Here is a 14,398-nt window from a genome sequence, read left to right as displayed (position 1 = left end):
CAACTCCAGGGTGTATTTTGCCAGTCGTGCAATTTTGTTGCAAATTTAACCAATTATGAGGCAATGAATGCAAAGCCCCGCCGGAACACATCCGGCGGGGCTGTGAAGGGTAATCCGGCGCTGCGGCTTACTTCAGTGCAGCGTCAGTGATGGCATGGGTCCAGGCGCCTTCCGGCTCCTTGGTGATCACCGGATCCGAACCGCCGCCCATCAGGGTCGACACGGTCCGCTGGTAGTCTGCTTCATCCAGTGCGCCGTTGCTGCCAGCAGTCAGCTTGGCAATTTCACCCATCATCCGTTTCTGGTGGGTCTCGGTCTGGGCACCGGAAGCATCATTGTCGAGCACGATCTCCGCCGCCTCGTCCGGGTTTTCCTCAGCGTATTTCCAGCCCTTCATTGAGGCCCGCACGAAGCGCTCCATCTTGCCGGCAAAGGCTTCATCGCTCAGGTTCTCTTCCAGCACATACAGGCCGTCTTCCAGCGTCGCGACACCCTGGTCCTCATACTTGAAGGTGATCAGTTCATCCGGGGACACGCCCGCATCGATGACCTGCCAGTATTCATTATAGGTCATTGTCGAGATGCAGTCCGCCTGCCGCTGCAGCAGCGGATCGACGTTGAAACCCTGTTTCAGCACCTCCACACCGCTCTCGCTCTTGCCCTCGGTGGAGATACCCAGCTGGCTCATCCAGCTCATGAAGGGAAACTCGTTGCCGAAGAACCAGACACCCAGGGTGCGGTTCGCCAGATCGGCAGGCGCGGCGATACCCGTGTCCTTCCAGCAGGTCAGCATCATGCCGGAGGACTTGAACGGCTGCGCGATATTGACCAGCGGCAGGCCCTTTTCCCGCGCAGCCAGTGCAGCAGGCATCCATTCCACCGTCACATCGGCGCCACCGCCGGCAATCACCTGGGTCGGCGCGATATCGGGGCCGCCCGGCAGGATGGTGACATTCAGGTCCTCTTCCTCATAGAACCCCTTGTCCAGCGCCACGTAATAACCCGCGAACTGCGCCTGGGTCACCCATTTCAGCTGCAGCGTCACGTCATCCGCAGCCTGCGCCGCCCCTGCGGCCCCCATCATCAGCGCTGCCGCCGTCATCAGATGTTTCATGTCTCGTTCTCCCTATTGATTATGATGTGAAGCTTGCCCGGGTTTGACCATTCGTTCAAAGTTTTTTCTTTATGAGGCCAGCCTTTGCCGGCACCCCGCGCAAGATTTCCGCAAAAACCGCCCCGCAGCCAGCGGGACGGTTCAACTCTCAGCCCCGCTGCGACGGATGCCAGAAGGTAAAGCTCTTCTCGATCAGCGCCACCAGCCCGTAGAAGGCCGATCCGGCCAGCGCGGCCACCACGATCTCCGCCCAGACCATGTCCAGCGCCAGCTGGCCGACGCTGGTGGAGATGCGAAAGCCCATGCCGACGGTGGGCGAGCCAAAGAACTCCGCAACAATCGCTCCGATCAGCGCCAGGGTGGTCGAGATCTTCAATCCATTGAAGACAAAGGGCAGCGCCGCCGGCAGCCGCAGCTTGAAAAACGCCTGCCAGTATGTCGCAGCATAGGTCTGCATCAGATCGCGCTGCATGGCCGAGGTCTCGCGCAGCCCTGCCACGGTGTTCACCAGCATCGGAAAGAACACCATGACCACGACCACGGCGGCCTTGGAATGCCAGTCGAACCCGAACCACATCACCAGGATCGGCGCGGTGCCGACAATCGGCAGCGCCGCCACGAAGTTCCCGACCGGCAGCAGGCCGCGCCGCAGGAAATCGCTGCGGTCCACTAGGATCGCGGTCAGAAATGCCGCGCCGCAGCCGATCACATAGCCGCCAAGCGCGCCTTTCAGGATGGTTTGGGCAAAGTCCTCCCACAGGATCGGCAGGCTGGAGGCAAAGCGCGCCGCAATGACCGTGGGCGCAGGCAGGATCACCAGCGACACCGCCAGCCCGCGCACCAGCAGCTCCCAGACCACCAGCACGGTGATGCCGAAGATCGCAGGCACCAGCAGTTGCACCGCGCGGGTTTGAGAGGCCGGGCTGTTTGCCAGCCGGCTGTTCAGCCACCAGCCCAGACACCAGACAAGGATTGCAAGGATCACCAGTATCATGCCTGCACCCCCATCCGGTTCAGCACCAGCTTTTCAATCAGACCCAGCAGCGCCACCAGCGCCGCAGCCAGAATGGCCGCGGCAAACAGCGCCGACCAGATCTGCACGGTCTGCCCGTAATAGCTGCCCGCCAAGAGCCGCGCGCCAAGGCCTGCAACCGCCCCGGTCGGCAGCTCACCCACGATGGCCCCTACCAGCGAGGCGGCGATGCCGATCTTCAGCGACGCAAACAGATAAGGCATCGAGGACGGCAGCCGCAGTTTCCAGAACCCCTGGTTGGTGTTGGCATTGTAGGTTTTCAGCAGATCCAGCTGCATTGCATCCGGCGCCCGCAGCCCCTTCACCATGCCGACCACCACCGGGAAGAAGCTGAGATAGGCTGAGATCACCGCCTTGGGGATGATCCCCTGCACCCCGATGGAATAGAGCACCACGATGATCATCGGCGCCAGCGCGATGATCGGGATGGTCTGGCTGACAATCGCCCAGGGCATCACCGACATATCCATGACGCGGCTATGAACAATTCCGACCGCCAGAAGAATGCCCAGCCCGGTGCCGATGGCAAACCCCAGCAAAGTGGCGCTCAGCGTCACCTGCGCGTGATAGATCAGGCTGCGCTTGGAGGTGATTTTCTTCTCCACCGTGGTCTCCCACAGCTCCACCGCCACCTGATGCGGCGCGGGCAGACGCGGGCGTTCCTGCACCCAGGTGTCGCCGATGGCAAATGTGTTCTTTAGCACCAGCCCGATCTCACCCCTGTCCCGGCGTTCCTTGGCGGTGGCGGGGGTGACTTCTACCCCTGCCCGCTCCGCCTGATCCAGCACGCCCTTGATGTTCATCGGCACGCAGGCTGCATACCAGAAGGCGATGATGGCAGCGAGCACGGTCAGGACGGCAACAAGGCTCTTCATGATCCCGCCCTCCATGATCGGCAGCCACCCGGTGCACAGGGGGTGTACAGGGGGTGCACAGATGCCACCCCCCAATTCCGGCGGGTCCGGCTGGCAAATTCAGTCATCGCCATGTCCCGCCCGCAGCCCCTCACGCACCCGGTGGGCAATCTCGATGAATTCCGGGCTGTCGCGGATGTCCAGCGGCCGTTCCTTGGGCAAGGTGCTGTCGATCACGTCGTGGATGCGACCGGGCCGCGGCGACATCACCACGATCTTGGTGGAGAGATACACCGCCTCGGGGATCGAGTGGGTGACAAAGCCGATGGTCTTGTTTGTCCGTGCCCACAGCTTCAAGAGCTGTTCGTTCAGATGGTCACGCACGATCTCATCCAACGCCCCAAAGGGTTCGTCCATCAACAGGATGTCAGCGTCAAAAGCCAGCGCTCGCGCGATGGAGGCACGCTGCTGCATGCCGCCTGACAGCTGCCAGGGAAACTTGCCGCCAAAGCCTGACAATTCAACAAGTTCCAGGACTTGGTTAACGCGCTTTTCCTGCTCGGCCTTGGAGTACCCCATGATCTCCAGCGGCAGCTTGATGTTCTTGGCAATGGTCCTCCACGGATACAGTCCCGCGGCCTGAAACACATAGCCATAGGCGCGGTTGCGCCGCGCCTCGTCCGGCGTCATGCCGTTGACAGAGAGGCTGCCTCCGGTCGGTGTTTCCAGCGCCGCAATACAGCGCAGAAATGTGGTCTTGCCGCAGCCCGACGGGCCGATGAAGGAGACAAAGTCACCCTTGTTAATCTCCAGGCTCACATCCTTCAACGCGTGGACCGGGCCGTCATTTGTCTGGAATGTCAGGTCCAGGTTCCGGGCCTCGATCACGCAGTTCGCAGGAGCTGGAGCGGAAGCGGCGGCCTCGGGTTGGATTGCCTGGGTGGTCGTTTCCATATTCATATCTTCGCCTTGATTTCACACAGGAAAACGGGCCGCCACTACTGGCAGCCCGTTCCTGATTTACACGCCTGTCACCGGGATGCCGGTGCGTTCCACCGGGCGCGGCGCCGTCAGTTCCTTCCAGGTCGACAGCGCCTTGTTCACCGTGGTGTTGGCCTCCCGCGAGACGAACTTGCCATGGCCCTCCTGGCACTTGATCTCGCCGTCATGCACCGCCACATGGCCGCGGGTCAGTGTAAAGCGCGGCAGTCCCTTCACCTCATGGCCCTCAAACACATTGTAATCAATCGAGGACTGCTGGGTTCCGGCCGAAATCGTCTTGGTCTTCTTCGGGTCCCAGACCACCAGATCGGCATCGGCACCGACCAGAACCGCACCCTTTTTCGGATAGCAGTTCAGGATCTTGGCGATATTGGTCGAGGTGACGGCAACAAATTCATTCGGTGTGATCCGGCCAGTTTCCACACCATGTGTCCAAAGCATCGGCATCCGGTCCTCCAGACCGCCGGTGCCGTTCGGGATCTTGGTGAAATCGCCAACCCCATAGCGCTTCTGCTCGGTGGTAAAGGCGCAATGGTCTGTTGCCACAACCGACAGCGAGCCCGACTGCAGACCGGCCCACAAGCTGTCCTGATGCTGCTTGTTGCGGAACGGCGGCGACATCACCCGGCGGGCGGCGTGGTCCCAATCCTTGTTGAAATACTCGCTCTCATCCAGCGTCAAATGCTGGATCAGCGGCTCGCCCCAGACCCGCTTGCCCTGCATCCGGGCGCGGCGGATGGCCTCGTGGCTGTCCTCGCAGGAGGTGTGAACGACATACAGTGGAACACCCGCCATATCGGCAATCATGATGGCGCGGTTGGTCGCTTCGCCCTCCACCTGCGGCGGCCGGGAATAGGCATGCGCCTCGGGTCCATTATTGCCTTCAGCCAAGAGCTTAGCCGAAAGTTCCGCCACCACATCGCCGTTCTCGGCATGCACCATGGCGATCCCGCCCAGTTCTGCCAGCCGCTGGAACGATGCATAAAGCTCGTCATCATTCACCATCAGCGCGCCCTTGTAGGCCATGAAATGCTTGAAGGTGTTGATGCCACGCTCCTGGATCACGGTCTTGATGTCGTCAAAAACCTGCTCGCCCCACCAGGTCACCGCCATGTGGAAAGAATAGTCGCAATTGGCGCGGGTTGACTTGTTGTCCCAGCGTTTCAGCGCGTCCAGCAGGCTTTCGCCCGGGTTCGGCAGCGCAAAATCCACCACCATGGTGGTGCCGCCCGCCAGTCCGGCGCGGGTGCCGCTTTCAAAATCGTCCGAACTGTAGGTGCCCATAAAGGGCATTTCCAGATGGGTATGCGGGTCGATCCCGCCCGGCATCACATAGCAGCCGGTGGCGTCCAGTTCCTCATCACCTTTCAGGTTCGGGCCGATCTGGGTAATCACACCGTTCTCAATCAGCACATCGGCCTTGTAGGTCAGATCGGCGGTCACGATGGTCCCGTTCCGAATGACTTTACTCATGATTTCAACTCCCTGAATCGGGGCGCATTTTCACGCCTCCACTTGTCTCTTCCGCTGTTTGGCGCAGCTTCATTCATCTTGCCGGAAATACTCCGGGGCAGTGGCCCAAGGGGCCGCGGGGGCAGCGTCCCCTATTCAACAATCTCCGCTGTCTCGACCACTGCGTGGAACAGAACATTGGCGCCCGCCTCGGCCCATTCCTTGCTGATCTCCTCGGCCTCGTTGTGGCTGAGCCCGTCGACGCAAGGGCACATCACCATCGCCGTGGGCGCCACCCGGTTGATCCAGCAGGCATCGTGGCCCGCGCCGGAGATGATATCGAGATGCGAATAGCCCAGCCGGTCTGCCGCGCTGCGCACTGCGCTGACACAGCCCTCATCAAAGGCCACCGGGTCAAAGCCGCCGACCTTTTCGAATTCGATCTCCACCCCCATCGTCTCAGCGATCTTGGAGCCCTGCTCGCGCAGGCGGTTTTCCATGTCGGTGATCACGTCGAGTTCCGGGCTGCGGAAATCGACGGTAAACACAACCTTGCCCGGGATTACGTTGCGCGAGTTCGGATAGACGTCGATATGGCCCGCTGCACCCACAGCATGGGGCGCGTGACTCCAAGCAATCTCGTCCACCGCTTCCAGGATCCGCGCCATCGCCAGGCCAGCATTGCGGCGCATCGGCATCGGAGTTGAGCCGGTATGCGCATCCTTGCCTGTGATCGTGACCTGGGTCCAGCTGAGGCCCTGGCCGTGGGTCACGACGCCAATGTCCTTGCCTTCGGCCTCCAGGATCGGTCCCTGCTCGATGTGCAGTTCGAAAAAGGCATGCATCTTGCGGGCGCCGGTCTCCTCCTCGCCGCGCCAGCCGATGCGCTTCAGTTCATCGCCGAATTTCTTGCCCTCAGCGTCTTCCCGGTCGTAGGCCCAGTCCTGCGTATGCACGCCGGCAAACACCCCCGACGACAGCATTGCCGGCGCATAGCGGGTGCCTTCCTCATTGGTGAAGTTGGTGGCCACGATTGGGTGCTTGGTCTTGATGTTCATATCGTTCAGCGAGCGGATCAGCTCCAGCCCGGCAAGAACCCCCAGAACGCCGTCATATTTGCCGCCGGTCGGCTGGGTATCCAGATGCGAGCCAACATAGACCGGCAGCGCGTCCGGGTCGGCACCTGCCCGCATCGCAAACATGTTGCCCATCTGATCGAGCCCCATGGTGCAGCCCGCCTCCTCGCACCATTTCTGGAAAAGAGCGCGACCTTCGCCGTCTTCGTCGGTCAGCGTCTGACGGTTATTGCCGCCCGCCACGCCGGGGCCGATCCTGGCCATCTCCATCAGACTGTCCCACAGCCTGTCACCGTCAATTTTCAGATTCTGTCCAAGCGACGTCATCAAGAGCTTCCTTCCCTGTGCGCCCGTCTGTGCAGGCGTTTCCGGCTTGGCGCCGTGTTAGGTGGCTTATGCGTGCTGGTCCCATCAACGCTCACTCTGTTGCGTGCAGAGCCTTGATTTGACCAACTGGTCAAACTCACGCTATCACGGGTTCACCACCAGTCAAGAAATTGCCGCGTGGCTCTTGAAAAAATCGGTGCTTTTGCCGGAAATAGGTGAAATTCCGCGCTTCCGCTGGCGGCTGCGGCAAAAACAGACAAGGACGGACATGCCCGCAGACCGTGCGCCCACCCGCATTCAGAGAAAGAATCGCGCCGCCATTCTGGAGGCCGCGCTGGATGTTTTCTCCAGCCACGGCTTCCGCGGCTCCACCGTGGATCAGATCGCCAAGGCCGCAGGGCTCAGCAAGCCGAACCTGCTCTATTACTTCCCCTCCAAGGAGGCGATTTTCAACGAGCTGATGGCAGGGCTGCTGGACACTTGGCTGGACCCGCTGCGGGCGCTGGACCCGGAGGGGGAGCCACTGGATGAGATTCTCGCCTATGTGCAGCGCAAGCTGCAGATGAGCCGCGATTTTCCGCGGGAAAGCCGACTGTATGCCAATGAAATCGTTCAGGGCGCGCCGCGTTTGCATGACGTGATCGCGGCGGATCTGAATGTTCTGGTCGAGGAAAAGGCGCAGTTGCTGCAGGTCTGGATGGATGCCGGCAGGATCAACCGCGCACACCCCAAGCATCTCTTGTTTTCGATTTGGTCGCTGACCCAGCATTATGCGGATTTTGACGCCCAGGTCCGGACGCTGATGGGGGACGAAGACCCCTTTGACGCCGCGCCGCAGTACCTGGAAACCCTGTACCGGCGAATGCTTACGCCGATAAGCTGAAGCAGCCGACCTTAGCAATTCTGCTGGACAGCTAACCAGCCTGTGCCAGAGCCAAATCCGACAAAAAAAGCCCCGGCCATAAAGCCGGGGCGCAAAGTCAACGGGGAGACAGCGCGCCCGCTTGGACGCGTTTCAGTTATTCCGCAGCTGTTGCCGACGGGTTGTTCGGATGCGTGGTCCAGTTTGCGTAGTCGCCGGAAACAACTTCCCCCGTGCGCTCATCAATCTGGCCCGCGGGAACTTCGACCATAGTGATGCAGTTTTCCACGGGGCAGACGTTCACGCAAAGGTTGCAGGCGACGCATTCGTCGTCCTTCACCGTGAACACCCGGTCCTCGCTCATCGCAATCGCCTGGTGCGAGGTGTCCTCACAAGCCGCAAAGCAGCGGCCGCATTTGATGCAGTCGTCCTGGCTGATCTTGGCCTTGGTAACATAGTTCAGATCCAGATACTGCCAGTCGGTCACATTCGGCACCGCCATACCGATGAAATCCTGGGTGGAGGTATAGCCCTTCTCGTCCATCCAGTTCGACAGGCCGGAAATCATCTCCTTCACCACGTTGAAGCCATAGGTCATCGCCGCGGTGCAGACCTGCACGTTGCCCGCCCCCAGCGCCATGAACTCCGCCGCATCGCGCCAGGTGGTGACACCGCCGATGGCAGAAATCGGCAGGCCGCGTGTCTGCGGGTCGCGGGCGATTTCCGCCACCATGTTCAGCGCAATCGGTTTCACCGCCGGCCCGCAGTAGCCGCCATGGGTGCCCTTGCCACCGATGGTCGGCTCAGGCGCCATGCTGTCGAGGTCCACCGAGGTGATCGAGTTGATGGTGTTGATCAGGCTGACTGCATCCGCATTGCCCGCATTTGCCGCGCGGGCGGGGTTGCGGATATCGGTAATGTTCGGCGTCAGCTTCACAATCACCGGCTTGGAATAGTATTTCTTGCACCACTCGGTGACCATCTGGATGTATTCCGGCACCTGCCCCACGGCAGAGCCCATGCCGCGTTCGGCCATGCCATGCGGGCAGCCGAAGTTCAGCTCGATCCCGTCTGCGCCGGTGGCCTCCACCTGCGGAAGGATATCTTTCCAGGCCTGCTCCTCGCAGGGCACCATGATCGACACGATCACGGCGCGGTCCGGGTAGTCCTTCTTGACCCGGGTGATCTCCTCCAGGTTGGTTTGCAGCGGCCGGTCGGTGATCAGCTCGATGTTGTTGAGGCCCAGCAGGCGGCGGTCAGCACCCCAGATCGCACCATAGCGCGGGCCGTTCACATTGACCACCGGCGGGCCTTCGGAGCCCAGGGTCTTCCAGACCACACCACCCCAGCCGGCCTCAAAGGCACGGCGGACGTTGTATTCCTTGTCGGTCGGCGGCGCGGAGGCCAGCCAGAACGGGTTGGGGGATTTGATTCCCAAAAATTCTGTTGTCAGATCAGCCATTTGATCTCTCCTCTTAAGGCTAGCTTGGGGGCAGTAAACCTGCACCCGAACTGGCTCAGCCCATCAGGCTGGAGTGAATGTCCATTGCAGCGTCGCGGCCCTCGGCCACGGCGGTCACGGTAAGGTCCTCACCGCCGGAGGCGCAGTCGCCCCCTGCCCAGACTCCGGCCATCGAGGTGCGGCCCGTGTCACTGACCTTGATCTTGCGGCCCTCAAGCTCCAGCGCACCGGGCTGGCCTTCCAGCGTCTGGCCGATGGCCTTGAACACCTGATCGGCTGCCAGGCGCTCGGTCTCGCCGGTGCCGGCGACCTTGCCGTCCGCGACCTGAGTATACTCCAGCTCGATCTCTGCCGCTGCGCCATTTCCGAATACGGCCTTGGGCATGACGTTGAACATCAGCTTCACACCCTTGGAAGCGGCCAGATCCTGCTCGAACCGGCTGGCGCCCATGTCCTCGCGGCTGCGGCGGTAAGCGATGGTCACGTTTTCAGCGCCCAGCAGCTTGGATTGCACCGCGGCGTCCACTGCAGTCATGCCGCCGCCGATCACCACCACATTGCGGCCCACCGGCAGCGCGGTCAGATCCTCGGCCTGGCGCAGCTCAGCAATGAACTCGACCGCGTCGCGCACGCCGTCCTTGTCTTCTCCCGGCGCACGCAGGGCATTGACCCCGGCAAGGCCGATGGACAGGAACACCGCGTCATAAGCAGAGGTCAGACCGTCCAACGACAGTTCCCCGCCCAGCTTCTTGCCGTAGTCCATTGTAATACCGCCGATCTGCAGCAGCCAGTCGACCTCACGCGCGGCAAAGTCATTGGTGGATTTATAGGCCGCGATGCCGAATTCATTGAGGCCGCCCGCTTTGGACTTGGCATCGTAAACCACAACGTCGTGGCCCAGCATTGCAAGCCGGTGCGCGGCGGCAAGACCCGCCGGACCAGCGCCAACCACAGCGACCTTCTTGCCGGTGGAGGCCGCGCGCTTGAAGGGATGCTCTCCCTTTTCCATTAGCGTGTCAGTTGCGTAACGCTGCAGGCGGCCGATTTCGACGGGCTTGCCCTCCGCGGTTTCGCGCACGCAGGCCTCTTCGCACAAGGTTTCTGTCGGGCAGACCCGGGCGCACATGCCGCCGAGGATATTCTGCTCCAGAATGGTCTTGGCCGCGCTTTCGGCATGGCCTGCCTGAATCTCCCGGATGAACTGGGGGATATCGATGCTGGTCGGACAGGCGGTCATGCAGGGCGCGTCATAGCAGAAATAGCAACGGTCCGCCGCCACGGCTGCTTCATGCGCGTCATAGGCTGGATGCAGGTCCGAGAAATTCTCGGCAATGCCGGCAGCGTCAAGCCGCGCTGCCTGAATGCCGGATGCCTGATGGCTGGTTGCCATTGGGTGTCTCCCTGATTTTCTGTTGTTCTTGCTATCAGAGTGCCACAGTCTGATTTTTTATCAACTGGTAAAATTTTTCCGCGGGCAAAAAAATTGCCGCCCCTGGAGGAACGGCCTGCAACAGATTGGAAAAGCGTGTTTTTGCCTGGAAGTAATTCGGCCAAATTGCGCCTGAAGCCTCACCCAGACATACCGAAACTGCGGTTTCCCGCCTCAAAAGCGTCTTTGGTCAGGCCTTCCGGCAGCCGTGCAGACCCTTGAAAGCATCGCTCCGGCTCCCCGCGAAATCTCACGATGGCAACACTGCAGTGGCTTCGATTTCCACTTTGGCCTCATCTTCGACCAAGGCGGAAACCACCACCATGGTCATGGCCGGGAAGTGATAGCCCATCACCGCGCGGTAGGCTTTCCCGACCTCCGACTGGTGGGCCAAGTACTCTGCCTTTTCCGTCACATACCAAGTGAGCCTGGTAATATCTTCGGCTGTCCCGCCTGCCGTTTCGACGACGTCCAGAATGTTGCGCAGCGCCTGCCTCATCTGGCCGATGAAGTCCTGCGCCTCAAACACCTGATCTGCAGTCCATCCGATTTGGCCACCGACAAACAGCTGCCGGCCCTCCGCCACTATGCCGTTGGCATAGCCTTTTGCGGGCTTCCACCCTTCGGGATGCACCCTGATGGCCGGCATGGCGGTACTCCTTTTCTGATCACTGCCTAGGCCGACCTTAGCGCCGCCGCAGCATTTATTTCAAGCTTAAAGTTTCTCAGCACCGGCGCAGCAAAAACAAAAGCCGCGCGGGCCCGGGACCTGCGCGGCTTTGCATTTCGAAACGTCGGAGCGGCTTACATGCCAAGCGCTTCCTTGTACATTTCCAGTACCGCCTCTTCTTCGGCGATGTCGTTCTCGTCGCGTTTGCGCAGAGCGATGATCTTGCGCATCACCTTGGTGTCGTAGCCGCGGCCCTTGGCTTCGGCCATCACCTCTTTCTGCTGCTCGGCGATGGTTTTCTTTTCTTCGTCGAGCCGCTCAAACCGCTCGATGAACTGGCGCAGCTCGCCAGCGGTCACGCGGTAGTTTTCGCTCTTTTCGTCTTCTGTGATGTCCATCTGCGGCTCCGTCGGCAAAGGCTGTCAGTTGCTGTCGGAGCAAGGGGATAGCGCCCAGCCCGCCGCGCCGCAAGACGGGAAAGCGGCAGAGATGCACAGAGCGGCAAAAACCGGCAACGGTCCCGTTCAATCAGAGCCGAAACGCTTGCACGTGCAAATCGCATCGGCTAGGCGCATCGCAGCACGCAACCCCGCAGGAGCACAAATATGTTCGATCTGATCGTCTGGACCGGAGCCGCCGTATCCGTTGCAGGCCTGCTGGGTCTGATTTGGTGCATCATCAAGGTTGCACGCGCACGCCGCCAGAAACTGGATGACGAAGCGCTGCGCGCCGTAGTGCAATCTGTGCTGCCCTACAATCTGGGTGCACTGCTGTTGTCTGTTCTGGGGCTGATGCTGGTGATGGTGGGCATCTTTTTCGGGTGACGCCCGGGCCGCCCTAGGCGGCCCTGCTGTTTTGCCCGGTCAGACCGGGACGTTGTCGAACATATCCTCGACCGCTTCCTCGCACAGAGTTGCCTCCAGGCGGCGCAGGCGGCCGGGAACATCTGCGCCGGTCTTGCGCATATAATCCAATAGACGGATGAATTCCGGCCGCATGGCCAGTCGGGCAGCGCCGCTTTCCTTGCGGATGCGGGTTTCCAGGCTTTCGACGGTGCTGAGCAGATCTTCACGTGTCATAGCAGTCCTCCCTGTGTCATGATGAGGTTATCCCGGTATTTCACAACAGGCATATGAATACCCGTGCCATTTGAGCGTGCTGCCGCTTATTTGCGCAGATTTACCGGTCCTCGGGTGGTTTTACGGCCACATGGCAGCGAAGCCAGCCTACCGCAGCGCAGCATCCCGGCGCCTTGACTTGAATCAGATGCAAGCGATGATTCAGCAGCCTTTCAATCCCGCCCGCAGGCAGGCTTGAAACATATTCTTAAATCGTTATATGAATTGCAAACCCAAGGGAGAGCACCTGATGACCCCCGCCGTCAAAGCCTTTTTCGACGAAGCCACCAACACCGTCTCGTATGTGGTGCGTGAACCGGAGGGATCCGCCTGCGCCATCATCGATTCGGTCCTGGACTTCGATCAGGCTGCGGGGCGCACCTGCACCGCATCTGCAGATGCGGTCATCGCTTGGATCAAGTCTGAGAACCTGCGTGCTGAGTGGATCCTGGAGAGCCATGTGCATGCCGATCACCTGTCTGCGGCACCCTATTTGCAGGAACAGCTGGGCGGTAAGATAGGCATAGGCGAGCAGATCACCGTGGTGCAGGACACTTTCGGCAAAGTGTTCAACGAAGGTACCGCGTTTCAGCGCGATGGCAGCCAATTCGACCGGCTGTTCCGCGAGGGCGACAGTTTCATGATCGGGCAGATGCGCGGCGAGGTTCTGCACACGCCCGGCCATACGCCGGCCTGCCTCACTTATGTGATCGGGGATGCGGCCTTTGTCGGCGACACGCTGTTCATGCCGGACTTTGGCACGGCCCGATGTGATTTCCCCGGCGGTTCCTCTTCGGATCTTTTTAACTCGATCCAGAAGATCCTGACGCTGCCAGATGAAACCCGTGTGTTTGTCGGCCACGACTACAAGGCCCCGGGGCGCGATGAATTCGCTTGGGAGACCACTGTTGGCGAACAGAAAGCACTGAATGTGCATGTAGGCGCGGGCCGCAGCATCGAGGAGTTTGTCAAGATGCGCGACGCCCGGGACGCGACGCTGGGCATGCCGCGCCTGATCCTGCCGTCGCTGCAGGTCAACATGCGGGCGGGCCAGATGCCCGAGCCAGACGAACAGGGCGACGTGTTCCTCAAGATTCCGGTCAACAAAATTTAGACAGACAAGGCAGAGCAGCATGATGGAAGTGGATTGGATCTGGGGCCTGGGCGGCGGGCTGCTGATTGGCCTCGGCGGTGCGGTGTTCCTTCTGGGCAATGGCCGCATCATGGGAGCCAGCGGTATCCTGGGCGGGTTGCTGGATGGCAGCGGGCGGTCCAATGCAGCAGAGCGCATCGCCTTCATTGGCGGCGTCGTACTGGTACCGCTTCTGATCGCATTTTCTACGGGACACGCACCGGATACCCATGTAACGAACAATGCAGCGGTGCTGATTGGCGCGGGGCTTCTGGTGGGCATCGGCACACGCATTGCCAATGGCTGCACCTCCGGCCACGGCGTCTGCGGCATTTCCCGGCTCTCCCTGCGTGGCATCGCGGCAACTGGCGTCTTCATGCTGGCCGGAATTCTGACGCTGGCGGTTCTGCGCCAGCTTATGGGAGTAATCTGATGCTGCGTATTCTTTCGGCACTTTGCGCTGGCGGGCTGTTCGGCACCGGCCTTATGCTGTCGGGGATGACCGACACCGCCAAGGTGCAAGGCTGGCTGGATATCTTCGGAAATTGGGATCCCACGCTGGCCTTCGTGATGGGTGGCGCGCTCATACCGATGGCCGTGGCTTGGCGGCTGACTGCCGGGCGCAGGCCTGCGGCAGGCGGCAGCTTCCCTGCCGCGCCGCACCAGGAACTGGACCGGCGGCTGGTTCTGGGGTCTGTGCTGTTCGGCGCCGGCTGGGGCCTTGCGGGCCTCTGCCCCGGTCCTGCCATGGCTTCGCTAAGCTACAACGGCTGGCAGGGCTTGCTGTTCTTTACCGCAATGGCCTGCGGCATGATGGCCGCGCCCTGGTTCAGCCGGCATCTGGACCGTGCGGCAGCAAACGCGTAA

The 14,398-nt window shown here is 61.0% G+C and carries 16 protein-coding genes; 5 read left to right on the top strand and 11 right to left on the bottom strand.

Going from position 1 to position 14,398, the window contains the following annotated elements:
* Nucleotides 1-127: 127 nt before the first annotated feature.
* The 6 genes from RA26_RS07955 to RA26_RS07930 form a co-directional block, all read right to left on the bottom strand.
* Entirely contained in the window at nt 128-1,114 is a 987-nt protein-coding gene (locus RA26_RS07955; RefSeq protein WP_039182388.1) for an ABC transporter substrate-binding protein, read from the bottom strand.
* A gap of 148 nt (nt 1,115-1,262) precedes the next feature.
* Nucleotides 1,263-2,108, bottom strand: coding sequence for an ABC transporter permease (locus RA26_RS07950; RefSeq protein WP_039182385.1), 846 nt, complete (start codon nt 2,106-2,108; stop codon nt 1,263-1,265).
* A complete protein-coding gene (locus RA26_RS07945) occupies nt 2,105-3,022 on the bottom strand; it encodes an ABC transporter permease (RefSeq protein ID WP_039182382.1) in 918 nt (305 codons plus the stop codon). The genes RA26_RS07950 and RA26_RS07945 overlap by 4 nt, the downstream gene beginning before the upstream one ends.
* Before the next feature lie 99 nt (nt 3,023-3,121).
* The gene (locus RA26_RS07940; protein ID WP_039182378.1) at nt 3,122-3,961 is read right to left on the bottom strand and encodes an ABC transporter ATP-binding protein; all 840 of its coding nucleotides are present in this window, start codon (nt 3,959-3,961) and stop codon (nt 3,122-3,124) included.
* A 60-nt stretch (nt 3,962-4,021) separates the two neighbouring features.
* Complete coding sequence (gene hydA / locus RA26_RS07935; RefSeq protein ID WP_039182375.1) at nt 4,022-5,476, bottom strand: dihydropyrimidinase; 1,455 nt, start codon at nt 5,474-5,476, stop codon at nt 4,022-4,024.
* A 131-nt stretch (nt 5,477-5,607) separates the two neighbouring features.
* Entirely contained in the window at nt 5,608-6,858 is a 1,251-nt protein-coding gene (locus RA26_RS07930; RefSeq protein WP_039182372.1) for a Zn-dependent hydrolase, read from the bottom strand.
* Nucleotides 6,859-7,126: 268 nt separating this feature from the next.
* Between RA26_RS07930 and RA26_RS07925 the strand changes: the two genes are divergently transcribed.
* Nucleotides 7,127-7,741: a TetR family transcriptional regulator C-terminal domain-containing protein gene (locus RA26_RS07925; protein WP_039183346.1), complete on the top strand. Its 615-nt coding sequence runs from the start codon at nt 7,127-7,129 to the stop codon at nt 7,739-7,741.
* Between the two features lie 136 nt (nt 7,742-7,877).
* Here RA26_RS07925 and preA read toward each other — a convergent pair whose 3' ends face one another.
* The 4 genes from preA to RA26_RS07905 form a co-directional block, all read right to left on the bottom strand.
* A complete protein-coding gene (preA, locus tag RA26_RS07920; protein ID WP_039182370.1) occupies nt 7,878-9,182 on the bottom strand; it encodes an NAD-dependent dihydropyrimidine dehydrogenase subunit PreA in 1,305 nt (434 codons plus the stop codon).
* A 55-nt stretch (nt 9,183-9,237) separates the two neighbouring features.
* Nucleotides 9,238-10,572, bottom strand: a complete 1,335-nt coding sequence (locus RA26_RS07915) for an NAD(P)-dependent oxidoreductase (RefSeq protein WP_039182367.1) — start codon at nt 10,570-10,572, stop codon at nt 9,238-9,240.
* Between the two features lie 289 nt (nt 10,573-10,861).
* Nucleotides 10,862-11,260, bottom strand: coding sequence for a RidA family protein (locus RA26_RS07910; protein WP_039182364.1), 399 nt, complete (start codon nt 11,258-11,260; stop codon nt 10,862-10,864).
* A 155-nt stretch (nt 11,261-11,415) separates the two neighbouring features.
* Nucleotides 11,416-11,679 (bottom strand): DUF2312 domain-containing protein, encoded by a 264-nt coding sequence (locus tag RA26_RS07905; protein WP_008553759.1) that lies wholly within the window; start codon nt 11,677-11,679, stop codon nt 11,416-11,418.
* Nucleotides 11,680-11,886: 207 nt separating this feature from the next.
* Between RA26_RS07905 and RA26_RS07900 the strand changes: the two genes are divergently transcribed.
* Nucleotides 11,887-12,105: a hypothetical protein gene (locus tag RA26_RS07900; protein ID WP_039182361.1), complete on the top strand. Its 219-nt coding sequence runs from the start codon at nt 11,887-11,889 to the stop codon at nt 12,103-12,105.
* Nucleotides 12,106-12,144: 39 nt separating this feature from the next.
* Here the strand turns inward: RA26_RS07900 and RA26_RS07895 are convergent, their stop codons facing one another.
* Nucleotides 12,145-12,360, bottom strand: coding sequence for a hypothetical protein (locus RA26_RS07895; protein WP_039182358.1), 216 nt, complete (start codon nt 12,358-12,360; stop codon nt 12,145-12,147).
* 289 nt (nt 12,361-12,649) lie between these two features.
* On the opposite strand from RA26_RS07895, the gene RA26_RS07890 reads away from it, so the two are divergent.
* The 3 genes from RA26_RS07890 to RA26_RS07880 are packed head-to-tail and all read left to right on the top strand — an operon-like array spanning nt 12,650 to nt 14,398.
* Nucleotides 12,650-13,513: an MBL fold metallo-hydrolase gene (locus tag RA26_RS07890; protein WP_039183345.1), complete on the top strand. Its 864-nt coding sequence runs from the start codon at nt 12,650-12,652 to the stop codon at nt 13,511-13,513.
* A 22-nt stretch (nt 13,514-13,535) separates the two neighbouring features.
* Nucleotides 13,536-13,964, top strand: coding sequence for a YeeE/YedE family protein (locus RA26_RS07885; RefSeq protein WP_039183343.1), 429 nt, complete (start codon nt 13,536-13,538; stop codon nt 13,962-13,964).
* Nucleotides 13,964-14,398: a DUF6691 family protein gene (locus RA26_RS07880; protein WP_193747600.1), complete on the top strand. Its 435-nt coding sequence runs from the start codon at nt 13,964-13,966 to the stop codon at nt 14,396-14,398. Before RA26_RS07885 ends, RA26_RS07880 begins: the two co-directional genes overlap by 1 nt.

It is taken from the genome of Leisingera sp. ANG-M7, from assembly GCF_000813965.1.
In the GTDB taxonomy this organism is placed as follows: domain Bacteria; phylum Pseudomonadota; class Alphaproteobacteria; order Rhodobacterales; family Rhodobacteraceae; genus Leisingera.
The sequence above is the reverse complement of the archived record's forward strand: the minus strand, read 5'-3'. Positions and strand labels throughout refer to the sequence as shown.

Excerpts from the sequence above, each read along its gene's own strand:
- RA26_RS07915 (WP_039182367.1), bottom strand. The coding sequence starts at position 10,572 with ATGGCAACCAGCCATCAGGCATCCGGCATTCAGGCAGCGCGGCTTGAC.
- RA26_RS07880 (WP_193747600.1), top strand. The coding sequence starts at position 13,964 with ATGCTGCGTATTCTTTCGGCACTTTGCGCTGGCGGGCTGTTCGGCACC.
- RA26_RS07910 (WP_039182364.1), bottom strand. The coding sequence starts at position 11,260 with ATGCCGGCCATCAGGGTGCATCCCGAAGGGTGGAAGCCCGCAAAAGGC.
- RA26_RS07950 (WP_039182385.1), bottom strand. The coding sequence starts at position 2,108 with ATGATACTGGTGATCCTTGCAATCCTTGTCTGGTGTCTGGGCTGGTGG.
- RA26_RS07955 (WP_039182388.1), bottom strand. The coding sequence starts at position 1,114 with ATGAAACATCTGATGACGGCGGCAGCGCTGATGATGGGGGCCGCAGGG.
- RA26_RS07940 (WP_039182378.1), bottom strand. The coding sequence starts at position 3,961 with ATGAATATGGAAACGACCACCCAGGCAATCCAACCCGAGGCCGCCGCT.
- RA26_RS07945 (WP_039182382.1), bottom strand. The coding sequence starts at position 3,022 with ATGAAGAGCCTTGTTGCCGTCCTGACCGTGCTCGCTGCCATCATCGCC.
- RA26_RS07885 (WP_039183343.1), top strand. The coding sequence starts at position 13,536 with ATGGAAGTGGATTGGATCTGGGGCCTGGGCGGCGGGCTGCTGATTGGC.
- hydA (WP_039182375.1), bottom strand. The coding sequence starts at position 5,476 with ATGAGTAAAGTCATTCGGAACGGGACCATCGTGACCGCCGATCTGACC.
- RA26_RS07905 (WP_008553759.1), bottom strand. The coding sequence starts at position 11,679 with ATGGACATCACAGAAGACGAAAAGAGCGAAAACTACCGCGTGACCGCT.
- RA26_RS07900 (WP_039182361.1), top strand. The coding sequence starts at position 11,887 with ATGTTCGATCTGATCGTCTGGACCGGAGCCGCCGTATCCGTTGCAGGC.
- RA26_RS07895 (WP_039182358.1), bottom strand. The coding sequence starts at position 12,360 with ATGACACGTGAAGATCTGCTCAGCACCGTCGAAAGCCTGGAAACCCGC.
- RA26_RS07930 (WP_039182372.1), bottom strand. The coding sequence starts at position 6,858 with ATGACGTCGCTTGGACAGAATCTGAAAATTGACGGTGACAGGCTGTGG.
- preA (WP_039182370.1), bottom strand. The coding sequence starts at position 9,182 with ATGGCTGATCTGACAACAGAATTTTTGGGAATCAAATCCCCCAACCCG.
- RA26_RS07925 (WP_039183346.1), top strand. The coding sequence starts at position 7,127 with ATGCCCGCAGACCGTGCGCCCACCCGCATTCAGAGAAAGAATCGCGCC.
- RA26_RS07890 (WP_039183345.1), top strand. The coding sequence starts at position 12,650 with ATGACCCCCGCCGTCAAAGCCTTTTTCGACGAAGCCACCAACACCGTC.